Origin of the sequence: Halobacterium sp. DL1, from assembly GCA_000230955.3 — an archaeon.
In the GTDB taxonomy this organism is placed as follows: Archaea; Halobacteriota; Halobacteria; order Halobacteriales; family Halobacteriaceae; genus Halobacterium.
The window spans coordinates 1,131,004-1,152,730 of the sequence record CP007060.1 but is presented as its reverse complement, the minus strand read 5'-3'; the positions used below and the strand labels follow the sequence as shown (position 1 = coordinate 1,152,730).

Here is a 21,727-nt window from a genome sequence, read left to right as displayed (position 1 = left end):
GGCGAGAATAAAGCCCGCGCTGCCGGGCGGTCAGAAGTTGACGTTGACCACGGCGCCGGCGTACAGCACGACGACGAGGAAGATCCAGACGGCGTCGACGAAGTGCCAGTACATCGAGACGGTGCTGACCGAGGTGTGGCGCTCGGCGGAGTACTGGCCCTTGAACGCGCGCCACGTGATGATTCCGATGAGGACCGCGCCCAGCGAGACGTGGAGGCCGTGGAGGCCCGTCAGTCCGAAGAACGCGCTCTCGAAGATGCCGCCGGAGAACCGGAGGCCCTCGTGGACGATGAACTCGTAGTACTCGTAGATCTGGCCGGCGATGAACACCAGGCCGAGCACGAGCGTCGTCACCAGCAGACCGAGGAACCGCGAGCGGTCGTTGTTCCGCAGCGCGACGTGGGCGTAGTGCAGCGTGAAACTCGATATCACCAGGATGATCGTGTTGCCGATGACGAGCGCGCCGAGGAACCCCTCGGGGACGTTGGCGCCCGCCCACTTCCCACCCACGCGGATGAAGAAGTAGTAGACGAAGCCGGCGCCGAACGTGGCGACCTCCGTTCCGAGGAACAGTATCATCCCCCAGCGGAGTGCCTTGTTCTCGCCCGTCTCGCGGCTCCAGAAGTGTTTCACGAAGGCGTGGTACACCCAGCCGTAGAGACCCGCGAGGAAGACGAACGTGCTCCCCACGAAGATCGCTGGCCCCACGGCCTGGCCGACCAGTTCTGCGTTACTCTGCCCGAGGACGTACAGGGCGGCGCCGATGTAGAACCCCGAGGCGCCGAATGCAGTAACGAAGGGCCACCAGCTGGCCTCGCCGAACCCCTTCGGCCAGTCCTCCACGGCCGGCAGGTGGTGGCCGTGGTCGTCGGTCGAATCGTCCGCTACGCTCATACCAACGGCTTGCAGGGCGAGTATTAAAAACCCATCCAACTGCGTCCGCCCCGCCGCCGGACCGCAATCCTCAGGGGGAGTGGGTGACAACCTCCGGCCATGTATCGTCGCGGGGCTCGCGCGCTCGGAGTGGTCGTCGGCCTCGCCGCCATCTGCGGCGTCGCGCTCGCCCACGGCGGCAACCTCCGGGACGCGACCCAGCAGGAACTCGCGGTTCCGACCTGGCTGTTCCTCTCGACGGGCGGTGCCGTCGTCGGCGCGTCGTTCTTGCTCGCGAGTTTCGTCACCGACCGCGCGTTCGTCGAGGCAGTCCACGGCTGGTCGCGGGCACTCCCCGCTCCCCGCACACTGCTCGCGTGGGTCGCCCGAGTCGCCGGCGTCGTCGGCTTCGCGGGCGTCGTGGTGACCGGCTTCTTCGGTCCCGTCGACGCCCTGCGGAACGCCGCCATCATGCTCGTCTGGGTGGGCTGGTGGGCGGGGCTCGTGATGGCCACCTACCTCGTCGGGAACGCATGGCCCGCCGTGGACCCGTTCCGCACCCTCACTCGTCCAGTCGCGTGGCTCGCCCCGGAGTCGGGCCGCGACCTCTCACCCGGACGCGCCGCGTGGACGAGCGCCGGCTTCCTGCTCGTACTCGTCTGGGTCGAGGTCGTGAGCCCACTCGCGGACGACCCGCCACTGCTCGCCGCCGCCGCGCTGGGCTACCTGGCCGTCGCTGTGGTCGGCGTGGTCGTCGTTGGCCACGACCAGTGGTTCGACCGCGTCGACCCGTTGGCGCGACTGTTCAGAACGTACGGGGCGGTCGCCCCAGTCCAGCGGACCACCAACGGACTCCGCCTGCGGCTGCCCGCGGCGCGACTCACCGACCGGGTCGCCGCTACGCCGGGCGACGTGGCGTTCGTCGTCGCGTTGCTGTGGGGAACGACGTTCGACGGGCTCGTGGCAACGCCCGCGTGGGCGTCGTTCGCACGCGAGCTGGTCACCCTCGGTGTGCCGGCTCCCGTGCTCTACCCGGCGGCGCTGTTCGTCGGGTTCCTCGGGTTCCACCGGCTCTACTGGTGGTCAGCGCACGCGGCCCGAGAGACGGCGCCGACGTTCACCGACGCGCGGACGCTCGGCGTCCGGTTCGTCCCGTCGCTGCTGGCTATCGCTGCCGGCTACCACCTCGCGCACTACCTCGTCTACTTCCTCTCGCTGTCGCCCGCGCTCCTCGGCGCGCTGCTCGCACCCGCGAACCCGCCCGTCGCACGGACGCTCGTGTTACCATCGTGGCTGTCCGGCGTCGGCGTCGCCGCGGTACTGGTCGGTCACCTGCTCGCCATCTGGGTGTCCCACGGCACTGCCTACGACCAGTTTCCGGGCCGCCTGCAGGCCATCCGGAGCCAGTACCCCCTCACCGCCGTGATGATCCTGTACACGATGGTGAGCCTCTGGATCGTCGGCCAGCCGGAAGTCCCACCGCCGTTCCTCTGACCATGCCCGACACACCACCAGACGCCGTCGAGTGCCCGCACTGCGGGGAGCCGTTCCCGGACGAGCGTCTCCGGGACCTCCACCGCGGTCTAGAGCATTACGACCGCCTCGACGACGCCGAACGGGAGGCCTTCGACGAAGCGTATCTCGCGGAGAACGCCGACCTCAGGTCGTTCCGCCTGCGCGCGCTCGCGGTGCTCGTGTTGCTGTACTTCGGATTCCTGATTCTGTACGCCGTCGTCACGTTGTGACTCGCCGCCACGCGACGAAACGATGGCTTTCTAACGCGCCAGCGACAACCTCGGGTATGGCCGAACAAACGGAGCCAGGCTTGAGCGACCAGTACTCGCGCGCCAGTCCGTGGCCGATTCCGCTCGTGCTCGGCATCGTCGTCTCCGAGATCGGCATCGTCTTCGACGGCCTGCTCCCGGTCGCTGTGGGCGGCCTGCTGCTGTTCGCGGTGAGCGTCGTCGGCATCCTCCGCGAGTCCGGCTTCTCGAACTCGCTGTGGAAGCCCGCGCTCGTCATCGCCGCCATTTTCGGCGCGTTCGGCGTCGCACTCTACGTCGGCACCGCCGCGGACGCCCGAGGCCTCGCCCTCACCGGCAGCGCCGTGGTCGTCGCCAGCGGCGCGGTGGCCGCGTTCCTCTACGAGACCGAGCGACTCTGAATCCTCAAGCTATATTTGTCCGCCCCTCCCTACCTCAGACAATGAACACCAGCGTCTTCGACAAGGACACACTCCTCGACCTGACGGTTAACATCGTCCCCCTGTTCATCCTGGCGTTCTTCATCGTCGGCTACCTCGTCGTGAACCCGTGGGGGTTCGAGAACCGACTCATCTTCGTCATCTCCCACGGCCTGATGGTGTTCACGTTCCTCGCACTCGCCGTCCTCACCTACGTCGCGGCGGTGAAGATCGAGGGCGAGGGCGAAGACAGCACCGAGGAGTGACGCATCGAGCAGGCATCGTCAGCGAGCGCCCTCTTTTCGTCGAGCAGTTCTGACACGTTTCGCCCGTCAGTTTCCTGTCCGAATCGCTGACGGCAGCGCGGCCAATCCTAAGCTTTCTTTACGGTCCGGACCTGACTGTCCTCCATGGCCACGTCATCACTCGTGCTCACCGTGCTGATGGGCGTCCTTCTCGTCGCCGTGGCCGCCTTCCTCGCACGTCTGGAGGACTGGCGGTCCTACACGCCCCTCAGCGATGTCGGCGGTGCGTACGGAGAGCGCGCCGAACACGGGCACGAAGAGAAACCGGGCGGTATCATCCGGTGGTTCACCACGGTCGACCACAAGGACATCGGCATCCTCTACGGGACGTTCGGCGTGCTGGCGTTCGCGTGGGGTGGCATCGCCGCCCTCATCATGCGGACGGAACTCGCCGCACCGGGACTCAACATTGTCAGCGCCCAGCTGTACAACAGCTTCATGACCAGCCACGGCATCACGATGCTGTTCCTGTTCGGGACACCGATGATCGCCGCCTTCGCGAACTACTTCATCCCGCTTCTCATCGGCGCCGACGACATGGCGTTCCCGCGCATCAACGCCATCGCGTTCTGGCTGCTCCCGCCGGGCGCAATCCTCATTTGGGCCGGCTTCTTCCTCATCCCGCTGGGAATCGACCCCGCGTCGACGTCCTGGACGATGTACACGCCGCTGTCCGTCCAGATGCCGAGCCCAGCCATCGACCTGATGCTGCTCGGCCTCCACCTCACGGGTGTCTCCGCGACGATGGGTGCCATCAACTTCATCGCCACCATCTTCACCGAACGCGGTGACGACGTCGGGTGGCCCAGCCTGGACATCTTCTCGTGGACGATGCTCACGCAGTCTGGCCTCATCCTGTTCGCGTTCCCGCTGCTCGGGAGCGCGCTCATCATGCTGCTGCTCGACCGGAACTTCGGCACCACGTTCTTCACGGTCACCGGCGGTGACCCCATCCTCTGGCAGCACCTCTTCTGGTTCTTCGGTCACCCCGAGGTGTACATCCTCGTCCTCCCGCCGATGGGGCTGGTGAGCCTCATCCTCCCGAAGTTCTCGGGCCGGAAGCTGTTCGGCTTCAAGTTCGTCGTCTACTCCACGCTCGCCATCGGGGTGCTGAGCTTCGGCGTGTGGGCCCACCACATGTTCGCAACTGGCATCGACCCGCGCCTCCGCGCCTCGTTCATGGCGGTGTCACTCGCCATCGCGATACCGTCGGCAGTGAAGGTGTTCAACTGGATCACGACGATGTGGAACGGCAACCTCCGCCTGACCGCGCCGATGCTGTTCTGTATCGGGTTCATCCAGAACTTCATAATCGGCGGCGTCACCGGCGTCTTCCTCGCCGCGGTGCCCGTCGACCTCATCCTCCACGACACGTACTACGTCGTGGGCCACTTCCACTTCATCGTCTACGGCGCCATCGGCTTCGCGCTGTTCGCCGGGACGTACTACTGGTTCCCGATGTTCACGGGCCGGATGTACCAGAAGAGCCTGGCGCACGCACACTTCTGGTTCGCCCTCATCGGGTCGAACCTGACGTTCCTGGCGATGCTGTGGCTCGGCTACGGCGGCATGCCTCGCCGCTACGCGACGTTCATCGCGCAGTTCACCACCGCCCACCAGATCGCGACGGTCGGGGCGTTCCTCATCGCCATCAGCACGCTGTTCTGGCTGTGGAACATGGTCGTCTCCTGGATGGAGGGGCCGAAAGTGGACAGTTCGGACCCGTGGGACCTCGAGTCCACTGACCAGTTCACGAAGGAGTGGACCTGGTTCGACAACAAGCGCAAGAGCCCGGTTCCGGACGGCGGCGACGAGGACGAGGAGCCGCAGTCCGCGGACTGACGCCGCAGTTCTTTCTACGCGAGGACGAGCACGAATCCAGTGAGGAACATCAGGGCCGCTATCGCCGCCAGCACCAGCAGTAGTATCTCTTTGTCGTCCATGGTTCGGGGTTGGAAGTGACACCGCAAAAGGCTACTCACTCGGGTGCTTACCGGGGACCGTGAGCGAACGCGAGGAGACAACCGGCCGCCGGGTCGTCGTCTGGATGTACGTCGCCGCGGTCGGCGTCGCCGGTATCTTCGGCTACGTGCTCGGGGAGATAGTTTACGGGAACGGCGGGGCTGTCGGCCCCCTCGCGGAGGGTCCCCAGCCGCAGTACGGCGCCCTCGGCCCAGTCACGTTCCAGTTGAACGGCCCGAATCTCGCGCTGTTCGGCGTGCTGGCGGTCGGCCTCATGCTGGGCGTTGGGCTGGCAGCCATCGTCTACGTCTCGAATCGGGCGGAGACGGCGTGATCGTGTGGGTAGATAGCACACCGGGCAGCTATTTGTAGCCGGACGCCGATTGTAGCGCGTATGGACGTTCGAGAAGCGACGACTGCCGACAGAGACTCCATCCGTCGCGTCGCGGACGCGTCGCTGGAGGCCACGTACGCCGACGCACTGGGGGAAGACATCGTCAGGACCGCCGCCGAGGAGTGGTACCAGGACGACCGGCTCCAGGACCAGTTCGCCGACGAGAGCGTCAGATACCTCGTGCTCGGGAACGACGAGGATGTGGTCGCGTTCTCTGAGAGCGAACTCGACGACGACGCCGCGGCCATCGACTGGCTCCACGTGCACCCGGATTACCGGGACCGGGGGTTCGGTGTGCGGCTCCTCGAAGCGACGGAGGTGTCGCTCGTCGACTCCGGGGCCGAACGCCTAGAGGGCCGCGTGCTCGCCGAGAACGAGGAGGGCAACGACTTCTACCGGGCCCACGGCTACGTCCGCACCGGCGCCCGGACCGTCGACATCCGCGGCAACGAGTACACCGAACACCTCTACGTGAAGGCCCCGGAGGGTGGGGGGAGCGCCGAACTCACGGAGCAGGTGGAGACGCCGTTGGGGGCGATGTTCGTGGCGTTCGACGAGCGCGAGCGCGGGTCGAAGGCGGCGTTCTACACGGCCTACCGGACGAAGGACAGGGAGAGCAAGTACGGCTTCTACTGCGCGAACTGCCACTCGATAAACACGTCGATGGACGCGATGGGGCGCGTGCAGTGCGAGGACTGCGGCAACCAGCGGAAGGCGACGCGCTGGGACTCCTCGTACCTCTAACCACCGACAAACCGGGAGTGGGTCGACCGGTCAGTCCTGGACGGTGACGCGGATGTCCTCGACGACGTCCGGGTTGCGAAGCGTCGACGTGTCGCCCAGTTCCTCGCCGTTCGCGATGTCCTCCAGCAGGCGCCGCATGATCTTCCCCGAGCGCGTCTTCGGGAGTTCCGGCGTGAACACGACGGCTTCCGGGCGCGCGATGGGGCCGATGGCGTCCTCGACGCCCGCGACGATGGCCTCGCGCATCTCCTCGGTGCCGTCGTAGCCGTCCTCGAGGATGACGTACGCGTAGACGGCCTCGCCCTTCACGTCGTGGTCGCCGCCGACGACGGCGGCCTCCGCGACGCCCTCGACGCCGACGATGGCCGACTCTATCTCCATCGTCCCGAGGCGGTGACCGGAGACGTTGATGACGTCGTCGACGCGGCCGAGCACGGTAATGTAGTCGTCCTCGTCTATCTTCGCGCCGTCCTCCGGGAAGTAGACCCAGTCCTCGGCGTCCGAGGAGTCGGTGTCGGAGTACGTCTCCCAGTACTCCTCGACGAACCGCTCGTCGTTCTTGTACAGCGTCCGGAGCATCCCGGGCCACGGCTTGTTGACGGTGAGGTAGCCGGCTTTCCCGGCCTGGACTTCCTCACCGTCCGTGTCCACAACGCGGGCGTCGACCCCGGGCAGAGGCTTCCCCGCCGACCCCGGTTTCATCGTCGAGACGCCGGGGAGGCCGGTGACCATCATCCCGCCCGTCTCGGTCTGCCACCACGTGTCCACGATGGGGCACTCCTCGTCGCCGACGTGCTTGTAGTACCACTTCCACGCGCGCGGATTGATTGGTTCGCCGACCGTCCCCAGCAGACGGAGGCTGGAGAGGTCGTGGCGGTCTGGGTACTCCGCGCCCCACTTCATGAACGCGCGGATGGCCGTCGGCGCGGTGTAGAACTGGTTGGCCTCGTACTCCTCGACGAGCTCCCACATGCGGTCGCGTTCGGGGTAGTCCGGCGTTCCCTCGTACATCATCGTCGTCGTGCCGAGCGCGAGCGGTCCGTAGACGATGTAGGAGTGGCCGGTGATCCAGCCGATGTCCGCGGGACAGAAGTAGGTGTCATCGGGCTTCACGTCGAGGACCGCCTGGCTCGTCCACGTCACCCACGAGAGGTAGCCACCGGTCGTGTGCTTGACGCCTTTCGGTTGTCCCGTCGTCCCGGAGGTGTACATGAGGAACAGCATGTCCTCGGCGTCGCGGCTGACGGGGTCGACCTCCGCGCCGGCCTGCCCGTCGACGAGTTCGTCGTAGTCGTGCTGGCTGTCCGCGAGGCCGTGGCCGAAGCCGTCGTCTCCGAGGCGGTCGACGACCACCGTCTCCGCGTCGTGGCCGACGCCGTCGAGCCCCTCGTTGGCCTTCTCGAGGTGGTCGAGTGGGTCGCCGCGTCGGTAGTAGCCGTCGCAGGTGACGAGGAACTCCGAGTCCGCCGACTCCATCCGCGTGGCCAGCGCGTCCGCGGAGAACCCGGCGAAGACGACGGAGTGGGGCGCCCCGATGCGCGCGCAGGCCAGCATCGCGATGGGGAGTTCGGGGATCATCGGCATGTACATCGTAACGACGTCGTCCTCCCCGACGCCGAGTTCCCGGAGCGCCGCCGCGAACTCGTTGACCTCCTCGTAGAGGTCTCGGTAAGTGTACGTCCGGTTCTCCTCGTCGACCGGTTCGCCGACCCACTCGATGGCGGCCTCGTCGCCGCGCTCCTCGAGGTGGCGGTCGATGCAGTTCGCCGAGGCGTTCAGTTCGCCCCCCGTGAACCACTCGTAGAACGGCGGGTCCGAGTCGTCGAGCACCTGGTCGTAGGGCTCGTTCCAGTCGAGGAGGTCGGCGGCCTGCTCCCAGCACCCGGGCCAGTTCTCCTCGAACTCCTCGTAGATGTCTGGGTTCGAGACGTTGGCCTGTTCGACGAACGACTCCGGCGGTTCGAAGGAGTCCTGTTCGGCGAGTCGCGCCTCTAGCTCTGTGTTATCACTCATCACGTGACCCTTGAACAACCATACCAATAAGGATTCACCATCTAACTACTCTCGACCCCGGGCACTCCCGCAGTTTCCAGACGTTAACTCGCGGAACGGACGCTCTCAGGGGTCGAGTGCGTGGCGAATCGAGAACTGGTAATCCGGAGTTACTCGGCGTCGAGAGTACTGTCCAGGCGCAGAGAGTAGAACGGAAGGGTCAGGCGACCGCGGCGGTCTCCTGGTAGCCGCCGAACTCGTCCTCGAACACCTGCATGATTTCGCCCATCGTGGCGTACGCCTTCACCGCGTCGACGATGTACGGGATGGTGTTCTCGTCGGCGTGGACGGCGTCGCGGAGCGCGTCGAGAGTCTCCTCGACGGCCGCGTCGTCGCGCTCGGCCTTGACGGATTCGAGGCGGTTCAGCTGTCGGTCCCGGGTCGCGTCCTCGTCGATCTGGAGGATGTCCGGGCTGGTGTCCTCGTCCATCTCGTACTTGTTGACGCCGACGACTGTCTCCTCGCCGTCGTCCACGCGTGACTGGTACTCGTAGGCGGACTCCTGGATCTCGCGGTGGAAGTAGCCGTCCGCGATGCCCTGGAGGACGCCGTCGCTGACGCTGCCGTCGCCCATCTCCTTGATCTCCTCGATGTACGCCATCGCCTCTTCCTCCACCTCGTCGGTGAGGGACTCGACGGCGAAACTGCCGCCGAGGGGGTCGACGATGTCCGCGGCGCCCGACTCGTCGGCGATGATCTGCTGGGTGCGCAGCGCGACGCGCACGGCCTCCTCGCTGGGGAGCGCGAGCGCCTCGTCGTACGAATTGGTGTGGATACTCTGGGAACCGCCGAGCACCGCCGCGAGCGCCTGGAGGGTGACGCGGGCGACGTTGTTCAGGGGCTGCTGGGCGGTGAGGCTCTGGCCGGCGGTCTGTGTGTGGAACTTCAGGGTCTTCGACGCCTCGGCCTCGGCGTCGTACCACTCGTCCATCACGCGGGCGTAGATGCGGCGTGCGGCGCGGAACTTCGCGACCTCCTCGAAGATGGAGTTGTGGGAGTTGAAGAAGAAGGAGAGCGTCGGCGCGAACTCGTCGACGTCCAGGCCGCGCTCGATGCCGTTCTCGACGTAAGCGAAGCCGTCCGCGAGCGTGAAGGCAAGTTCCTGGACCGCGGTCGATCCGGCCTCCCGGATGTGGTAGCCGGAGATGGAGATGGGGTGGAACTTCGGCGTCTCCGTGGCGCAGTACTCCACGACGTCCGTGACGAGGTCGAGGGAGGGCTCCGGGGGGACGACCCACTCCTTCTGCGCGATGAACTCCTTGAGCATGTCGTTCTGGAGGGTCCCCCGAATCTCCTCTCGTGGGACGCCCTGCTGGTCGGCGAGCGCGAGGTACATCGCGTAGATGACGGGCGCGCTCGGGTTAATCGTGAACGACGTCGACACCTCGTCGAGGTCGATGCCGTCGAAGAGGATCTCCATGTCCCGAAGTGTGTCGACGGCGACGCCCTCCTTGCCGACCTCGCCGAGGCTCATCGGGTCGTCGCTGTCGAGGCCCATCAGCGACGGCATGTCGAAGGCCGTCGAGAGCCCGGTCTGGCCCTCGTCGATGAGGTAGTGGAACCGCTCGTTGGTCTCCTCGGCAGTGCCGAAGCCAGCGAACTGCCGCATCGTCCACGTGCGACCGCGGTAGCCCGTGGGATAGACGCCTCGCGTGTACGGGAACTCCCCGGGGAAGCCGAGGTCCTCCTCGTAGTCCGTGTCGGCGACGTCGTCGGGCGTGTAGAGGCGATTCACATCCATGTTAGAGACCGTCGCGAAGCGGTCCTTCCGCTCGCCGTAGGCGTCGAGAACGGGGTCGAGGCTTTCCTCTTCCCACTCGTCGCGCGCCTCGCGGATGTCGGCGAGGTCGTCGTCGTCGTACATGTGTGTAACGTCAGTTGGGGGACTCAAAGAGGTTTCGAGGCGGGAGATCCCGAAGGACTCTCCTGCGGGGGAGTGGGGAGCGAAGCGACCCGCGAGGCGGGCGGAACCGGAGGCTCCGCCGGATGCGCCAACGGAGAATCGCCGACTCGTGGGACGGGGGTCAGTAGTGTCCCATGACGCCCTCGCGGCGCGCCCACCGCTGGCAGTACGTGAGCGCGGCGTAGCCGGCGACGAGGTAGCCGACGGCAGTGACGATCAGGACGCCGAGTTCGCCCGGCGGGAGGTTCCACAGGGCGATTCCGTCTCGCATCGCGGTCTGCAGGAGCTGGCTCCCCTGGGCGAGCGGGAGCCACTTCATCCAGGGGTACTGGGCGACGGGCGCTGCGATGAGGCCGATGAACCCGAACTGCATCAACTGGAAGGCGTTCTCGACGCGCTTGAACCGGATGGCCAGCCCGCCGAAGAGGAACCCGATGCCGACGGCTGGCGCCACTGCGAGCGCCGCTATCGGCAGGACAGTGATGGGGTCGACGGCGAGCGTGCGACCGGAGACGACGAGCATGACGGCGAGCGTGATGGCGCCGCGGAGGAACGTGTCGACCATGTTGCCGACCGTCTTCGCTATCATCACGCGCCCGAAGCCGAACGGCGACATGAACAGCTGTTCGAGGGTCCCCCACTGGGACTCACGGGTGGCGTTCCAGGCCAGCCCCATGTAGGCGGAGATGGACATGCTCCACAGCAGGTAGCCGACGATGATGCCGCCGAGCGTGTCGGAGATGGCGGCGGGAGCGACCGCGCGCCCCCCGTAGAAGATGACGAGGAAGACGAGCGCGATGGTCCCGATCTGTGAGAGCGTGTTCACCGGGTAGCGGACCAGCAGGATGAACCGCTTTTTCAGGGAGAAGAGGAAGAACCGGAAGTAGCCCCAGGCGCCCGTGTCGACGGCCGCGCCGCTGCCCGTCGCGGACTGCGTGCTCACGCCGCGTCACCTCCGAGACTGTGGTTGGTGACCTCGAGGAAGACGTCCTCCAGGTTCGGGTCGCGGCCGTCGACGTCGGCGAGCGCCAGGTCGGCGTCCCGGAGCGCGTCGAGGACGTCGTAGAGCGTGGTCTCCTCGGTGAGGGTCACCTCGAAGCGCGTGTGGTCGCCGAACCGCTCCCAGTCGTCGACGCGGAACGCGGCGTCGAGGCGGGCCCTGACGTCGTCCGGGACGACGCCGTCGACCGAGATGCGATAGGCCTGCGTGTCGAAGACGCCGACGAGGTCCTCGACGGAGTCGTCAGCGATGACCTGGCCGTCCGAGAGGATGACGACGCGGTCGCAGACGTCCTCGACGACGTCCATGTCGTGACTCGAGAGGACGATGGTGATGTCCTCCTCGTCGGCGAGTCGTCGGAGTTCGCGGCGGAGTTCCAGGGATGCCTCAACGTCGAGGCCGAGCGTCGGTTCGTCGAGGAACACGACGTCGGTGCCGCGGGCGAGCGTGGCCGCCAGCGAGACCTTCTGCTTCTGGCCGCGTGAGAGGTCGTTGACCGTATGGTCAGCCTTCTCGGCGAGACCGAACTGGTCGAGGAGTTCGTCGTGGCGCTCGCGGGAGGCGTGGGGACTCTGGCCGCCCAGCGCCGCGAAGAATTCGAGATTCTCGCGGACGGTGAGCCGCCAGTAGACGTTCCGCGCGCCCTCCAGCATTGCTCCGACGTGGCGGTAGACGGCGCGCTGGTTGTCGCTGGCGTCGATGCCGGCGATCTCGACGTCGCCCGCGGTCGGCACGACGAGGCCGAGAATCGACTTGATGGTCGTCGTCTTCCCCGCCCCGTTCGGGCCGAGCACGCCGACGACCTCGCCGCGGTCCACTTCGAAGGAGACGTCGACGACGGCAGTGACGGCATCCTCGCCTTCGCCGTACGTCTTGCGTAACCCATCGACCGACAGCACCGCCTCGGCATCCGCGTCGCCGGTCGACTCGCCGGGCGGCCGCTCTCGCTGTGTCGCCTGACTCATACTGGAGGGAACGCCACGGCACCGGTTAATGGTTTCCAGAATGACTATTCTGTTGGGTCGCTTCCAGAACACGCGTTCACCAACTAATCTGACACGACGGGCTTTTGTCGGCCGGGAGCGCACTCCGTGACATGACCGACCCCGACACCGCAGCGGACGCCTTCGGCGTCCTCTCCGACCCCTCCAGGGTGGCCATCCTCCGCGAACTGACGGACCGGGGCCACGCGGGTGACGGCTCCGTGGTGGAGTTCGCCGAACTCCGGCGGGCCGTCGGCTTCGACGACGCCGGCCGGTTCAACTACCACCTCGGGAAGCTCCGCGACCGCTTCGTCGTCAAGCGCGAGGGCGGGTACGCGCCGACGTACGCCGGCATGAAAGCCATCGGGTCAGTGGCGGCGGGCGTCTACACGTCCCAGCCGGAGCCTCGTGAGGCCATCGTCGACCACGACTGTCCGCGATGTGGCGAGGCGCTCACCGCACGCTACGAGGAACATCTGCTGACTGTCGAGTGCGAGGACCACGACGCGTTCTACGTCACCGCCGTCCCGCCGTCCGTCGCGGAGGGCGCCGACATCCACGAGATAGTCGACTTCTCCATCAGCGACGTTCAGCTGGACCTCGAACGAGCCGTCGACGGCGTCTGCCCGTCGTGCTCGGGCGTGATGGTCCCCACCGAGTTCGACCGGGACGACGGCGGTCACCTCTCCGTCTCCATCGACTGTGAGAGCTGCTGGATGGGCATCCAGGTGCCGGTCGGCCTGACCGCGCTCCGGCACCCCGCGGTCGTCTCGCTGTACTACGACCACGGCGTGGACGTTCGCCGGGAGTTCCCCGCCGCGCTCGACTTCGCGCACTCGCGGGACAACGCGACGGTGGTCGCCGAGGACCCGATCGAGGTCGAACTCGACGTCGAGGTCGGCGAGGAGAGCCTCACGCTCCGCATCGACGACGCGCTGAACGTCACCGAGGCCTGAACGTCGGAGACGAAGAGAGGGAACTGGCGAGAAGACGCTACTGGAGTCGCTCGATGGTCTCGACGAGCGGGTGGCGCGCATAGTCGACGACGCTGATGTCCGAGATGGACTCCAGGCCCTCCTTCTCGGCGGTGCGCGCCATCCCCAGGTCGACGCGCTTCCCGAGAACGATGACGTAGGCGTCCATCTCCTCGATGCCCGAGCGCTCGGCGGCCATCACACGGTGGTGGCCGTCCGCGAGCAGCAGGTCGCCGTCGTCGCTGCCGCTCTCCCCGCTGTTGTCGATGACCACGAGTGGCTCCGCGAGGCCGTGTTCCAGTTCGTAGCTCCGTCCCTCCAGTTCGTCGGCGTACACCTTCCCCTGGGTCGGCACGATGTCCGCGAGTCGCACCGAGCGCCGCTCCTCGGTGGCCTCGATGCCGTGAATCGTCTCCAGGGTGCGTTTGAGCTTCCCCACCTTCTCGGGGGTCGCGCGTTCGATCTGCGAGCGGATGACGTCCGAGTTCGAGATGATTCCGACGAGGTTGCCGGCGTCGTCGACGACCGGGAGCTTCTGGATGCCCGACCGGAGGATGACGCGGGCGGCGTCGGTCACCTTCATCTCCGGGTGCGCGACGATGAGTTCGTCGCTCATCGCCTTGAACACGAGCTCCTCGGGGTCCGAGAGCAGGAGGTCTCGCGCCGAGACGAACCCCTCGACGCGCCGTCCCTCACAGACCGGGAAGCCGTTGTGCTCGCTCTCGGAGATGCGCGTCGCGACGTCGCGGACCGAGTCGTCGGGCGAGACGGTGGCCACGTCCCGCGTCATGTAGTCCTCGACCTTCGGTTTGGTCCCGTCGTACTCGAACGCCTGGTCCATCACCGAGCCCTTGGGCACCGACTGCCAAAAGCTCACTCCCCGCGGACCGCGTCGAAGAAGCGCGACGACACCACGTCCTGAACCATCTCCGTGAGCGTCTCCTCTGCGGCCTCGTCGACCTCGTTGAACAGCCCCAGGGGGAGCTGTGCGCCCGCCATGTCGGCGTGCCCGCCCGCGCTCCCCTGGTCGCCGAACGCCTCCCGCAACACCGCGCCGAGGTCGATGTCCTTCCCGCGGGAGCGCGCGGAGACGTAGATGGTGCCCTCGGTGAACCCGTAGACGAAGGTGACGGTCACCCCACGCATCGCGAGCAGGCGGTCGGCGGCCTGCGCGAGCGTGTCGCGGTCGGCGATGGCGCCGACGCAGGAGGCCAGCATTGAGCCGTCGAGTTCACGATTGCGGATGGCGGCAGCGATGGTGTCCAAGGTGTCCGCGCTCATCGACGGCGTCTCGATGCGTTCGAGGACGTCCGTGTCGGCCTGCGGGAGCAGCCACGCGCCCGCCTCGAAGTCGTCGATGGTGATCTCCCGGGCGAAGTCCTTCGTGTCCACCCTGATGCCGTACAGCAGTGCTGTCGCCACCGACGTGTCGATGTCGATGTTGTACCCCCTGAGGTACTCCACGAGGATTGTGCTGGCGGCGCCCATCTCCTCGCGGATGTCCACGAAGTCGGCGTCCACGTCGGCCTTGGGCGGGTGGTGGTCGATGATGATGTCGACGTCCGTGTCCGGCGGTAGCTGGTCGTTGACCCCCGGGGCGGAGTGGTCGACGAGCGCCACGGCGTCGTAGTCCAGGTCGGCCCCGGTCGTAAGGTTCCGGACGTCCAGGTCGAGGAGGTTGACGAACGCCCGGTTCTCCTGGTGGGATATCTCCCCGAAGTAGCACGCCTCGGAGTCGACGCCCGCGTCCTCGGCGAGTCGCTGGAGGCCGACGGCGGCCGCGATGGCGTCCGGGTCGGGGTTGTCGTGCATGAAGACGCCGAGGGTCCCCTCGATGCCGTTGAGCACCTCGCGGAGCGCCTGCAGTCGAGCGGACGCGCCGGTCGACGTCACCTCCTCGACGTGGTCGAGAATCGCTGCGCCCGGGTCGACGACTCGGTCGGCCAGCGACTCGAGGGCCGCCCTGTCGTGGTTGGTCGCCTCGAAGCCGAGCATCGCCACGAGTTCGGCGTCCGGGTACACCTCGCGGGCGGCGTCGGCCGCGAGTCGGTTGACCTCGGCGGCGTCCGCCGCCACAACGACGAGGTCGACGGCCTGGTCCGGGCGTCGAATCGCGTCGGGGTCCGTGACGTCGCCAACCTCGGCCGCGACCTTCTCGTTGCGCAGCGACTCCACGCGGCTCTCGTCCGGGTCGATGACGAACAGGTCGCCGCGTCGACCTGCGAACGACTGCACGAGGGCGTGGCCCGTCGTCCCGCAACCGAGCACGAGCCGAGAAACCATTCGGTCTGAGGTATCGCTCCCGCCCGCTAAAAGGTACCGCTGTGTGCCCCGGCGTTAGACGCCGAAGAGCACGCCAGCAGCGTGAATCGCGGTCTGTGCGACCGGATCGAAGGCGAACAGCAGGACGACGGTCACCACGGCGGCCGCGACGACGGCGGTGTAGAGGCCGGTCGGCGTGCCGCGCAGCGAGAGGTCGTCTGCCGGGTCCTCGATCCAGAGCGCCTTCACGACCCGCGAGTAGTAGAACAGCGACAGCGCGCTGTTGAGGGCCGCGATGGCGGCGAGCCACGCGAACCCGGACTGCACCGCGCCCGCGAACAGCAGGTACTTCGAGAGGAAGCCGCCGCCCACGGGGAGGCCGGCGAGGCTGAACACGAAGACGGTCATCGCGACACACGCCACGGGGGCGCGCTCGGCGAGACCGTTGTAGTCCTCGAACGTCCGGCCGACGCCCCAGTACTCGGCGAGCGCGACGAACAGGAACGCGCCCGTGTTCATGAAGCCGTAGACGAGCAGGTGCATCATCGACGCGCCGAGCACGAAGGAGTTCTCCGCGCCCGCGCCGCTCTGGATGGCGGCGAGGCCGATGAGCACGTAGCCCGCGTGGCCGACGGAGGAGTACGCGAGCATCCGCTTGACGTTGTCCTGGGTGGCCGCGGCGAAGTTACCGAGCGTCATCGTGACGACTGCGAGCACCGCGAACAGCAGCGACCAGTCGACGACGGTGGTCGCCAGCGCCTCCAGCGGGAAGGCGGTCGTGAACACACGGAACGCCACGGCGAAGCCGGCCGCCTTCGACGCCGAGGAGAGGAACGCGCTAATTGGTGCGGGCGCTCCCTCGTAGGCCTCCGGCGCCCAGAAGTGGAACGGCACGGAGGCGGTCTTGAACGCGAAGCCGCCGGTGAGCATCACGATGCCCAGGCCGAGCACGCCGACGAACTGCTGAGTGTCGAGCGTCTCGGCGATGTTCTGGAGCAGCAGGGTGCCGGTCGACGCGTAGATGAGGCTGATACCGTAGGCCATCACCGCCGACGACAGTGCCCCGATGAGGAAGTACTTCAGACCAGACTCGACGCTGCCCCGGTCATTCTTCAGGAACGCGACCAGCGCGAACGACGGGAGACTCGCCAGTTCGATGCTGACGAACACCGTTGCGAGGCTGTTCGCGGACGCCATCAGGGTCATCCCCGTGGCCGCGAGCAGCACGAGCGAGTAGTACGCCGCGATGTTCCGGCTTCCCTCGAGGTAGTCGTAGCTCGCCACGACGACGAGCGTCCCGACGCTCCCGACGATGAACGCGAAGAAGAGGCTCAACGCGTCCACGACGAGCGCGCCGTCGAACTGCACGAACTGGAAGTCGCCCGTGCCGGCGGCGAGGAACCACGCCGCGACGCCCGCGGTGAGCAGCGTGCCCGCCGCGCTGATGGCGGCCAGCAGGGTGTTGCTCTCGTCGTCGGGCGCGATAGCGCTTACGCCGATGACGAGAATCGCCGTCGCCCCCAGAATCAGCTGGGGGGTGAGGGGTGGCAGTTCCGTCACAGGAACTCACCCCCGAGTGGCAGCGCCATCGTAGACTGGACCGAGCCGACCATCGGGTCGACGGCGTCCAGGATCATGGCGAAGAACACGTCCGGTACCGTGCCGAGCAGGATGACCAGTAGCAGCAACACGACGATAGGCGTCGTGTCGTGGACGGCTGCAGGCACGATGTCGTAGTCCGTGTCCACCCGGAACGGGCCGAAGAGGACCCGCTGCATGGCGAACAGGAGGTAGCCGGCGACGATGACGATGCCGAACATCGCGAGCGCCGTGAACAGCTGGGCGTAGGCGAACGTGGCCGAGAAGCCGCCGAGGAAGATGAACACCTCGCCGGCGAAGCCGGCCATCAGCGGCAGCCCCATGTAGCCGAACGCGGCGGCGACGAACACCGCCGCGGTGACGGGCATGCGGTCCGCGATGCCCGAGAGGTCCCCGACCATCCGGGTGTGGGCGGTGTTGTAGATGACACCGACGCACATGAACATCAGACCGGAGATGAGGCCGTGGGCGACCATCTGGAACGTCGCGCCGCCGAGCCCGTAGTGGTTGTACGCGACGAGTCCGAGGATGACGTACCCCATCGAGGAAACGGAGGAGTACGCCACGATGCGCTTGAGGTCCTGCTGGGCGAGCGCGAGCATCGCACCGTAGATGACCGACGCCACCGCGATGGCGGCGATGAGCACCGCGTAGTCGGCGGCGACGCCCGGCAGGAGCGTGAAGTTGAACCGGAGCAGGGCGTACGTACCCATCTTCAGGAGGACGCCCGCCAGCATCACCGAGGCCGGGGTGGGCGCCTGCACGTGGGCGTCCGGCAGCCACGTGTGTAGCGGAATGGTCGGCACCTTCACCGCGAAGCCGAAGAACATCGCGAAGAACGCGACGGTCTTCAGGCCCTCGGCGCCGAGGCCGTACGTCGTCTGGAACTCGCCGGCCTGCAGCGCGCCGGCGATGGCGGGCAGGTCCATCGTCGCGACCGGGAGCGCGAACACGAGCGCCACGAACCCGATGAACATCACCAGGCTGGCGACGTTCGTGTAGACGAAGAACTTGATCGCGGCGTACTTCCGGCGCGGCCCGCCCCAGATGCCGATGAGGAAGTACATCGGCACCAGGACGAACTCCCAGAAGACGAACCAGACGATGAAGTCCAGCGCCGTGAACACGCCCAGGAGGCTCGCCTCCATGAACAGCATGAGCGCGTAGAACTGGCTCTGCCGGGAGTCGATGGGCGTCCACGCGCTCATGATGGCGAGCGACGTGAGCACCGTCGTCAGGACGACGAGCGGCATGCTGATGCCGTCGACGCCGACGTGCCAGTTGAGCGCGTACGGACCGACCGTGATCCACTGCGTCATCGTCTCGAACGCGAGGCTGCCCTCGTCGAAGAGAGCGTTGCCGACCGCGTCGAACTGCGCGTACATCCAGAGACTCCCCACGACGGGGAGCAGGCTGAGGCCGAGCGCGAGTTTGCCCGCCACCCGGTCGGGGGCGAGCATCACGACGACGGCCGAAACCAGCGTGACAGCGATGAGTGCTTCGATAATCATTCAGAACCACCCCCCGAGGAGGCCGAAGGCCACCAGGAGTGCGACCAGACCGATGGCGAGCATCGCGGCGTAGTGGGTCACCAGCCCGTCCTGTACGCGCTTGATGCGACCGCCCGCGAACAGGCTCACGCTGCTGAGGCCGTTGACGACGCCGTCGACGATTCCCTGGTCGAAGGTGTTGGCAGCGCGCGCGATGGGGAGCGTGAGCCCCTCGGCGAGCCACACCTGGTACTCGTCCTGGTAGTAGTTGTTGTACAGTACCGTCTTGGCGGCGCCGAGCTTCTCGGTGTGCTCGGTCGGCTCGTCACCGCTGTAGAGGAACCACGCCAGGCCCGCGCCGGTGAGCGCGAGCGCCAGCGACACTGCACCGGGCAGCAGCGGCGAGAGTTCGGCCTCGCCGTAGCCTGAGAAGTCCACGAGCAGCTGGTGGTAGTGGTCGTAGCCGAGCGCGGCGAAGTTGCTGCCCTCGGGGATGACCAGCCACTGGTGGAGGAACTCGATGTGTGCGCCCGTGAGCTCCGCGACCGGCGTCATGTTGACGAGGCCGGCCGTCGCGGCGAGAATGCCGAGCACGACGAGCGGGAACTTCACGTTCCAGCCGACGCCGTGCGGGTCGCGGGCCGTGTCCGACCGTGCGTCACCGTGGAAGGTGAGCAGCACCATGCGGAACGTGTAGAAGCCCGTGAACAGCACCGCGAGCAGGCCCATCGCGTACGCGGCGAGCAGAATCGGGCTCTCTCCGAGGCCGTAGTTGGCTGCGTAGAACAGCACCTCGTCCTTCGACCAGAAGCCCGCGAACGGCACGATGCCGGCGAGCGCGAGACTCCCGGAGAGGAACGTGTAGTATGTCACGGGCATCTTCTCCTTCAGGCCGCCCATGTCCCACATGTCCTCGTTGTGGTGCATCGCGATGATGACCGACCCGGCGCCGAGGAACAGCAGCGCCTTGAAGAACGCGTGTGTCATCAGGTGGAAGGTCGCGGCGACGTAGCCGCCCGCTCCCAGCCCGAGCATCATGTAGCCGTACTGGCTGATGGTCGAGTACGCGAGCACCTGCTTGATCTCGTCTTTCACGACGCCCATCGTCGCGGCGAACAGCGCGGTGAACCCGCCGACCAGCGCGATGATGGCGAGGACGGTCGGGAGCAGCGCGTAGAAGCCGTACATGCGCGCGACGAGGTAGACGCCGGCCGCCACCATCGTCGCGGCGTGGATGAGCGCGGAGACGGGCGTGGGACCCTCCATCGCGTCGGGCAGCCACGTGTGTAGCGGGAACTGCGCGGACTTCCCGATGACGCCCCCGAGCACGAGTAGGCCCAGGATGGCGAACCACGTCTGGGCGCTCATGCCGACCACGTCGAGGAACGACGCGACCTGTTCGGGCATCGCCCCCTCTCCGTTGACGGCCTGGATGGCCAGTTCGGCGAGGTGCGGGAAGCTCTCTGCCCCAGAACCCGTCGCGATGAACCGCGACGTGCCGAACGTCGCGAAGATGGCGACGACGCCGATGAGGAAGAAGTAGTCACCGAAGCGGGTGACCAGGAACGCCTTCTTCGCTGCGCTCGGCGGGCCGGGCTCGCGGAACCAGAACCCGATGAGCAGGAACGAGCAGAGCCCGACCAGCTCGAAGAACATGAACGCCATCAGGAGGTTGTCCGCGACGACGAACGAGAGCATCGAGAACGTGAACAGGCCGAGGCCGGCGTAGTACCGGGGGAGGCCCGTCTCGCCCTCGTCGTTCATGTAGCCGAGGCTGAACACGTGGACGAGGAACGCGACCAGCGAGACGATGACGAGCATCATCGTCGACAGCGGGTCGAGCAGGATGCCGAAGTGGAGGCTGAACGCCTCCTCGGCCACCACCCACGTGTAGATGGTCTCGGCGTAGTAGTCGCCACCGCTCACCGCGAGGAACGCCCAGACCGAGAGCGCGAGCGACCCGGCGGTCGCCAGGATGCCGGGGACCGCGCCGCCCTTCGGCAGCAGACGGGGGGCGAAGTAGCCCACCAGTAGCGCGATGAGGAACGATGCGAACGGCAGCAGCGGAATCGCGGGCGCGAAGTCGAATGCACCTACCATTTTACCACCTCATCGTCGTAGCCTTCCGCACGTCGATGTCGTCGAAGTTGCGATACAGCACGAGGATGATGCCGAGACCGACCGCCACCTCGGCGGCGGCCAGCGCCATCGTGAACAGGCTGAACACCTGCCCCGTGAGGTTGCCGTAGTAGTGGGAGAACGCCACGAAGTTGATGTTCGCTGCGTTCAGCATCAGTTCGACGCTGATGAGGAACATCAGGGCGTTCTCGCGGGTCAGCACGCCGAACAGGCCCGTGCAGAACACGGCCGCGGACAGCACCAGGTAGTACTCGACGGGGACGGCCATTACTCGTCGTCACCCCCCAGTAGTTCGCGGTCGGCCAGCATCACCGAGCCGACGAGTGCCGCGACCAGCACGACGTCGATGATCTCGAACGCAGCGAGGAAGCCCTCGCTCTCGACGGCGGTCTCGCCGCTGACGTCGAGTAGCCCCATCAGCGCGTAGCCGATGGTGGCCGTGATGTTCGCGTCCGCCGCGAACCCGGTAGCCACGTCGAAGTTCGTGCCGACGAACACTGCCGCCATGACGGCGAACAGCGCGACAGCGACGATCCCCGGAACGAACGTCTTCGGGTCTCTGAGCCGTGGGCGCGTCGTCACGCCTTAGTCACCTCCTCTGTACGACCAGGATGACGTGTGAGCATCACCGCGAACGTGATGAGGATGAGAACCCCGCCCACGTAGACGAGGACCTGCATCGCCGCCACGAACTCCGCCTGTAACATAACGTAGTGGACGGCGAAGCTCAGCAGTGAGACGCCGAGCAACAGCGCGGAGTGCCACACGTCCTCCACCAGGACAGCGCCCAGGCTACTCGCCACTGTCACCAGGGCGAACAGTCCGAACGCGAGTATTTCGTATACCATTTCAGTCACCTTGTGAT

The 21,727-nt window shown here is 66.7% G+C and carries 21 protein-coding genes; 8 read left to right on the top strand and 13 right to left on the bottom strand.

All coding sequences use genetic code 11. The features are described from left to right. Window positions 1-30: 30 nt before the first annotated feature. On the bottom strand, window positions 31-894 hold the full coding sequence (locus tag HALDL1_07495) for a cox-type terminal oxidase subunit III (protein ID AHG03457.1): 864 nt from the start codon (window positions 892-894) through the stop codon (window positions 31-33). A gap of 99 nt (window positions 895-993) precedes the next feature. On the opposite strand from HALDL1_07495, the gene HALDL1_07490 reads away from it, so the two are divergent. The 7 genes from HALDL1_07490 to HALDL1_07455 all read left to right on the top strand — a co-directional run bounded on the left by HALDL1_07490 (window position 994) and on the right by HALDL1_07455 (window position 6,460). Further along, the gene (locus tag HALDL1_07490) at window positions 994-2,367 is read left to right on the top strand and encodes a hypothetical protein (protein AHG03456.1); all 1,374 of its coding nucleotides are present in this window, start codon (window positions 994-996) and stop codon (window positions 2,365-2,367) included. 2 nt (window positions 2,368-2,369) lie between these two features. Next, the gene (locus tag HALDL1_07485; GenBank protein AHG03455.1) at window positions 2,370-2,618 is read left to right on the top strand and encodes a DNA-binding protein; all 249 of its coding nucleotides are present in this window, start codon (window positions 2,370-2,372) and stop codon (window positions 2,616-2,618) included. A gap of 56 nt (window positions 2,619-2,674) precedes the next feature. Next, window positions 2,675-3,037: a hypothetical protein gene (locus HALDL1_07480; protein ID AHG03454.1), complete on the top strand. Its 363-nt coding sequence runs from the start codon at window positions 2,675-2,677 to the stop codon at window positions 3,035-3,037. A gap of 41 nt (window positions 3,038-3,078) precedes the next feature. Continuing rightward, the gene (locus tag HALDL1_07475; GenBank protein AHG03453.1) at window positions 3,079-3,321 is read left to right on the top strand and encodes a cox cluster protein; all 243 of its coding nucleotides are present in this window, start codon (window positions 3,079-3,081) and stop codon (window positions 3,319-3,321) included. 144 nt (window positions 3,322-3,465) lie between these two features. Further along, window positions 3,466-5,202 carry a cytochrome C oxidase gene (locus HALDL1_07470; protein AHG03452.1) on the top strand — a complete coding sequence of 579 codons (1,737 nt, stop codon included), beginning with the start codon at window positions 3,466-3,468 and terminating at the stop codon, window positions 5,200-5,202. A 160-nt stretch (window positions 5,203-5,362) separates the two neighbouring features. Further along, the gene (locus HALDL1_07460; GenBank protein AHG03451.1) at window positions 5,363-5,656 is read left to right on the top strand and encodes a hypothetical protein; all 294 of its coding nucleotides are present in this window, start codon (window positions 5,363-5,365) and stop codon (window positions 5,654-5,656) included. 60 nt (window positions 5,657-5,716) lie between these two features. Next, window positions 5,717-6,460, top strand: coding sequence for an acetyltransferase (locus HALDL1_07455; protein ID AHG03450.1), 744 nt, complete (start codon window positions 5,717-5,719; stop codon window positions 6,458-6,460). A gap of 30 nt (window positions 6,461-6,490) precedes the next feature. Here HALDL1_07455 and HALDL1_07450 read toward each other — a convergent pair whose 3' ends face one another. The 4 genes from HALDL1_07450 to HALDL1_07435 form a co-directional block, all read right to left on the bottom strand. Beyond that, on the bottom strand, window positions 6,491-8,473 hold the full coding sequence (locus tag HALDL1_07450) for an acetyl-CoA synthetase (protein AHG03449.1): 1,983 nt from the start codon (window positions 8,471-8,473) through the stop codon (window positions 6,491-6,493). 199 nt (window positions 8,474-8,672) lie between these two features. Then, complete coding sequence (locus tag HALDL1_07445; protein ID AHG03448.1) at window positions 8,673-10,376, bottom strand: methylmalonyl-CoA mutase; 1,704 nt, start codon at window positions 10,374-10,376, stop codon at window positions 8,673-8,675. Window positions 10,377-10,536: 160 nt separating this feature from the next. After that, complete coding sequence (locus HALDL1_07440; protein AHG03447.1) at window positions 10,537-11,358, bottom strand: ABC transporter; 822 nt, start codon at window positions 11,356-11,358, stop codon at window positions 10,537-10,539. Next, window positions 11,355-12,380 carry an ABC transporter ATP-binding protein gene (locus HALDL1_07435; protein AHG03446.1) on the bottom strand — a complete coding sequence of 342 codons (1,026 nt, stop codon included), beginning with the start codon at window positions 12,378-12,380 and terminating at the stop codon, window positions 11,355-11,357. Before HALDL1_07435 ends, HALDL1_07440 begins: the two co-directional genes overlap by 4 nt. Window positions 12,381-12,511: 131 nt before the next feature. Between HALDL1_07435 and HALDL1_07430 the strand changes: the two genes are divergently transcribed. Then, on the top strand, window positions 12,512-13,354 hold the full coding sequence (locus tag HALDL1_07430) for a hypothetical protein (GenBank protein ID AHG05229.1): 843 nt from the start codon (window positions 12,512-12,514) through the stop codon (window positions 13,352-13,354). A 37-nt stretch (window positions 13,355-13,391) separates the two neighbouring features. Here HALDL1_07430 and HALDL1_07425 read toward each other — a convergent pair whose 3' ends face one another. The 8 genes from HALDL1_07425 to HALDL1_07390 are packed head-to-tail and all read right to left on the bottom strand — an operon-like array spanning window position 13,392 to window position 21,710. Then, on the bottom strand, window positions 13,392-14,213 hold the full coding sequence (locus HALDL1_07425) for a hypothetical protein (GenBank protein AHG03445.1): 822 nt from the start codon (window positions 14,211-14,213) through the stop codon (window positions 13,392-13,394). Window positions 14,214-14,245: 32 nt separating this feature from the next. Continuing rightward, complete coding sequence (locus HALDL1_07420) at window positions 14,246-15,655, bottom strand: DHH family phosphoesterase (GenBank protein ID AHG03444.1); 1,410 nt, start codon at window positions 15,653-15,655, stop codon at window positions 14,246-14,248. Between the two features lie 54 nt (window positions 15,656-15,709). Next, window positions 15,710-17,194 (bottom strand): oxidoreductase, encoded by a 1,485-nt coding sequence (locus tag HALDL1_07415; protein AHG03443.1) that lies wholly within the window; start codon window positions 17,192-17,194, stop codon window positions 15,710-15,712. Next, window positions 17,191-18,744, bottom strand: coding sequence for an oxidoreductase (locus tag HALDL1_07410; protein ID AHG03442.1), 1,554 nt, complete (start codon window positions 18,742-18,744; stop codon window positions 17,191-17,193). The genes HALDL1_07415 and HALDL1_07410 overlap by 4 nt, the downstream gene beginning before the upstream one ends. Then, complete coding sequence (locus tag HALDL1_07405) at window positions 18,745-20,823, bottom strand: oxidoreductase (GenBank protein ID AHG03441.1); 2,079 nt, start codon at window positions 20,821-20,823, stop codon at window positions 18,745-18,747. It lies immediately after the preceding gene. Window position 20,824: 1 nt separating this feature from the next. Beyond that, the gene (locus tag HALDL1_07400; protein ID AHG03440.1) at window positions 20,825-21,130 is read right to left on the bottom strand and encodes an NADH-quinone oxidoreductase subunit K; all 306 of its coding nucleotides are present in this window, start codon (window positions 21,128-21,130) and stop codon (window positions 20,825-20,827) included. Next, on the bottom strand, window positions 21,130-21,444 hold the full coding sequence (locus tag HALDL1_07395; protein AHG03439.1) for an NADH dehydrogenase: 315 nt from the start codon (window positions 21,442-21,444) through the stop codon (window positions 21,130-21,132). Before HALDL1_07395 ends, HALDL1_07400 begins: the two co-directional genes overlap by 1 nt. After that, window positions 21,441-21,710 carry an NADH dehydrogenase subunit J gene (locus HALDL1_07390; protein AHG03438.1) on the bottom strand — a complete coding sequence of 90 codons (270 nt, stop codon included), beginning with the start codon at window positions 21,708-21,710 and terminating at the stop codon, window positions 21,441-21,443. The genes HALDL1_07395 and HALDL1_07390 overlap by 4 nt, the downstream gene beginning before the upstream one ends. Between the last annotated feature and the right edge of the window lie 17 nt (window positions 21,711-21,727).

What these genes read in the sequence shown, in the direction of transcription:
- HALDL1_07480 (AHG03454.1), top strand. Translation starts at nt 2,675, where the DNA reads ATGGCCGAACAAACGGAGCCAGGCTTGAGCGACCAGTACTCGCGCGCC.
- HALDL1_07475 (AHG03453.1), top strand. Translation starts at nt 3,079, where the DNA reads ATGAACACCAGCGTCTTCGACAAGGACACACTCCTCGACCTGACGGTT.
- HALDL1_07390 (AHG03438.1), bottom strand. Translation starts at nt 21,710, where the DNA reads ATGGTATACGAAATACTCGCGTTCGGACTGTTCGCCCTGGTGACAGTG.
- HALDL1_07490 (AHG03456.1), top strand. Translation starts at nt 994, where the DNA reads ATGTATCGTCGCGGGGCTCGCGCGCTCGGAGTGGTCGTCGGCCTCGCC.
- HALDL1_07400 (AHG03440.1), bottom strand. Translation starts at nt 21,130, where the DNA reads ATGGCCGTCCCCGTCGAGTACTACCTGGTGCTGTCCGCGGCCGTGTTC.
- HALDL1_07455 (AHG03450.1), top strand. Translation starts at nt 5,717, where the DNA reads ATGGACGTTCGAGAAGCGACGACTGCCGACAGAGACTCCATCCGTCGC.
- HALDL1_07430 (AHG05229.1), top strand. Translation starts at nt 12,512, where the DNA reads ATGACCGACCCCGACACCGCAGCGGACGCCTTCGGCGTCCTCTCCGAC.
- HALDL1_07420 (AHG03444.1), bottom strand. Translation starts at nt 15,655, where the DNA reads ATGGTTTCTCGGCTCGTGCTCGGTTGCGGGACGACGGGCCACGCCCTC.
- HALDL1_07470 (AHG03452.1), top strand. Translation starts at nt 3,466, where the DNA reads ATGGCCACGTCATCACTCGTGCTCACCGTGCTGATGGGCGTCCTTCTC.
- HALDL1_07405 (AHG03441.1), bottom strand. Translation starts at nt 20,823, where the DNA reads ATGGTAGGTGCATTCGACTTCGCGCCCGCGATTCCGCTGCTGCCGTTC.
- HALDL1_07425 (AHG03445.1), bottom strand. Translation starts at nt 14,213, where the DNA reads ATGGACCAGGCGTTCGAGTACGACGGGACCAAACCGAAGGTCGAGGAC.
- HALDL1_07410 (AHG03442.1), bottom strand. Translation starts at nt 18,744, where the DNA reads ATGATTATCGAAGCACTCATCGCTGTCACGCTGGTTTCGGCCGTCGTC.
- HALDL1_07485 (AHG03455.1), top strand. Translation starts at nt 2,370, where the DNA reads ATGCCCGACACACCACCAGACGCCGTCGAGTGCCCGCACTGCGGGGAG.
- HALDL1_07450 (AHG03449.1), bottom strand. Translation starts at nt 8,473, where the DNA reads ATGAGTGATAACACAGAGCTAGAGGCGCGACTCGCCGAACAGGACTCC.
- HALDL1_07495 (AHG03457.1), bottom strand. Translation starts at nt 894, where the DNA reads ATGAGCGTAGCGGACGATTCGACCGACGACCACGGCCACCACCTGCCG.
- HALDL1_07435 (AHG03446.1), bottom strand. Translation starts at nt 12,380, where the DNA reads ATGAGTCAGGCGACACAGCGAGAGCGGCCGCCCGGCGAGTCGACCGGC.
- HALDL1_07445 (AHG03448.1), bottom strand. Translation starts at nt 10,376, where the DNA reads ATGTACGACGACGACGACCTCGCCGACATCCGCGAGGCGCGCGACGAG.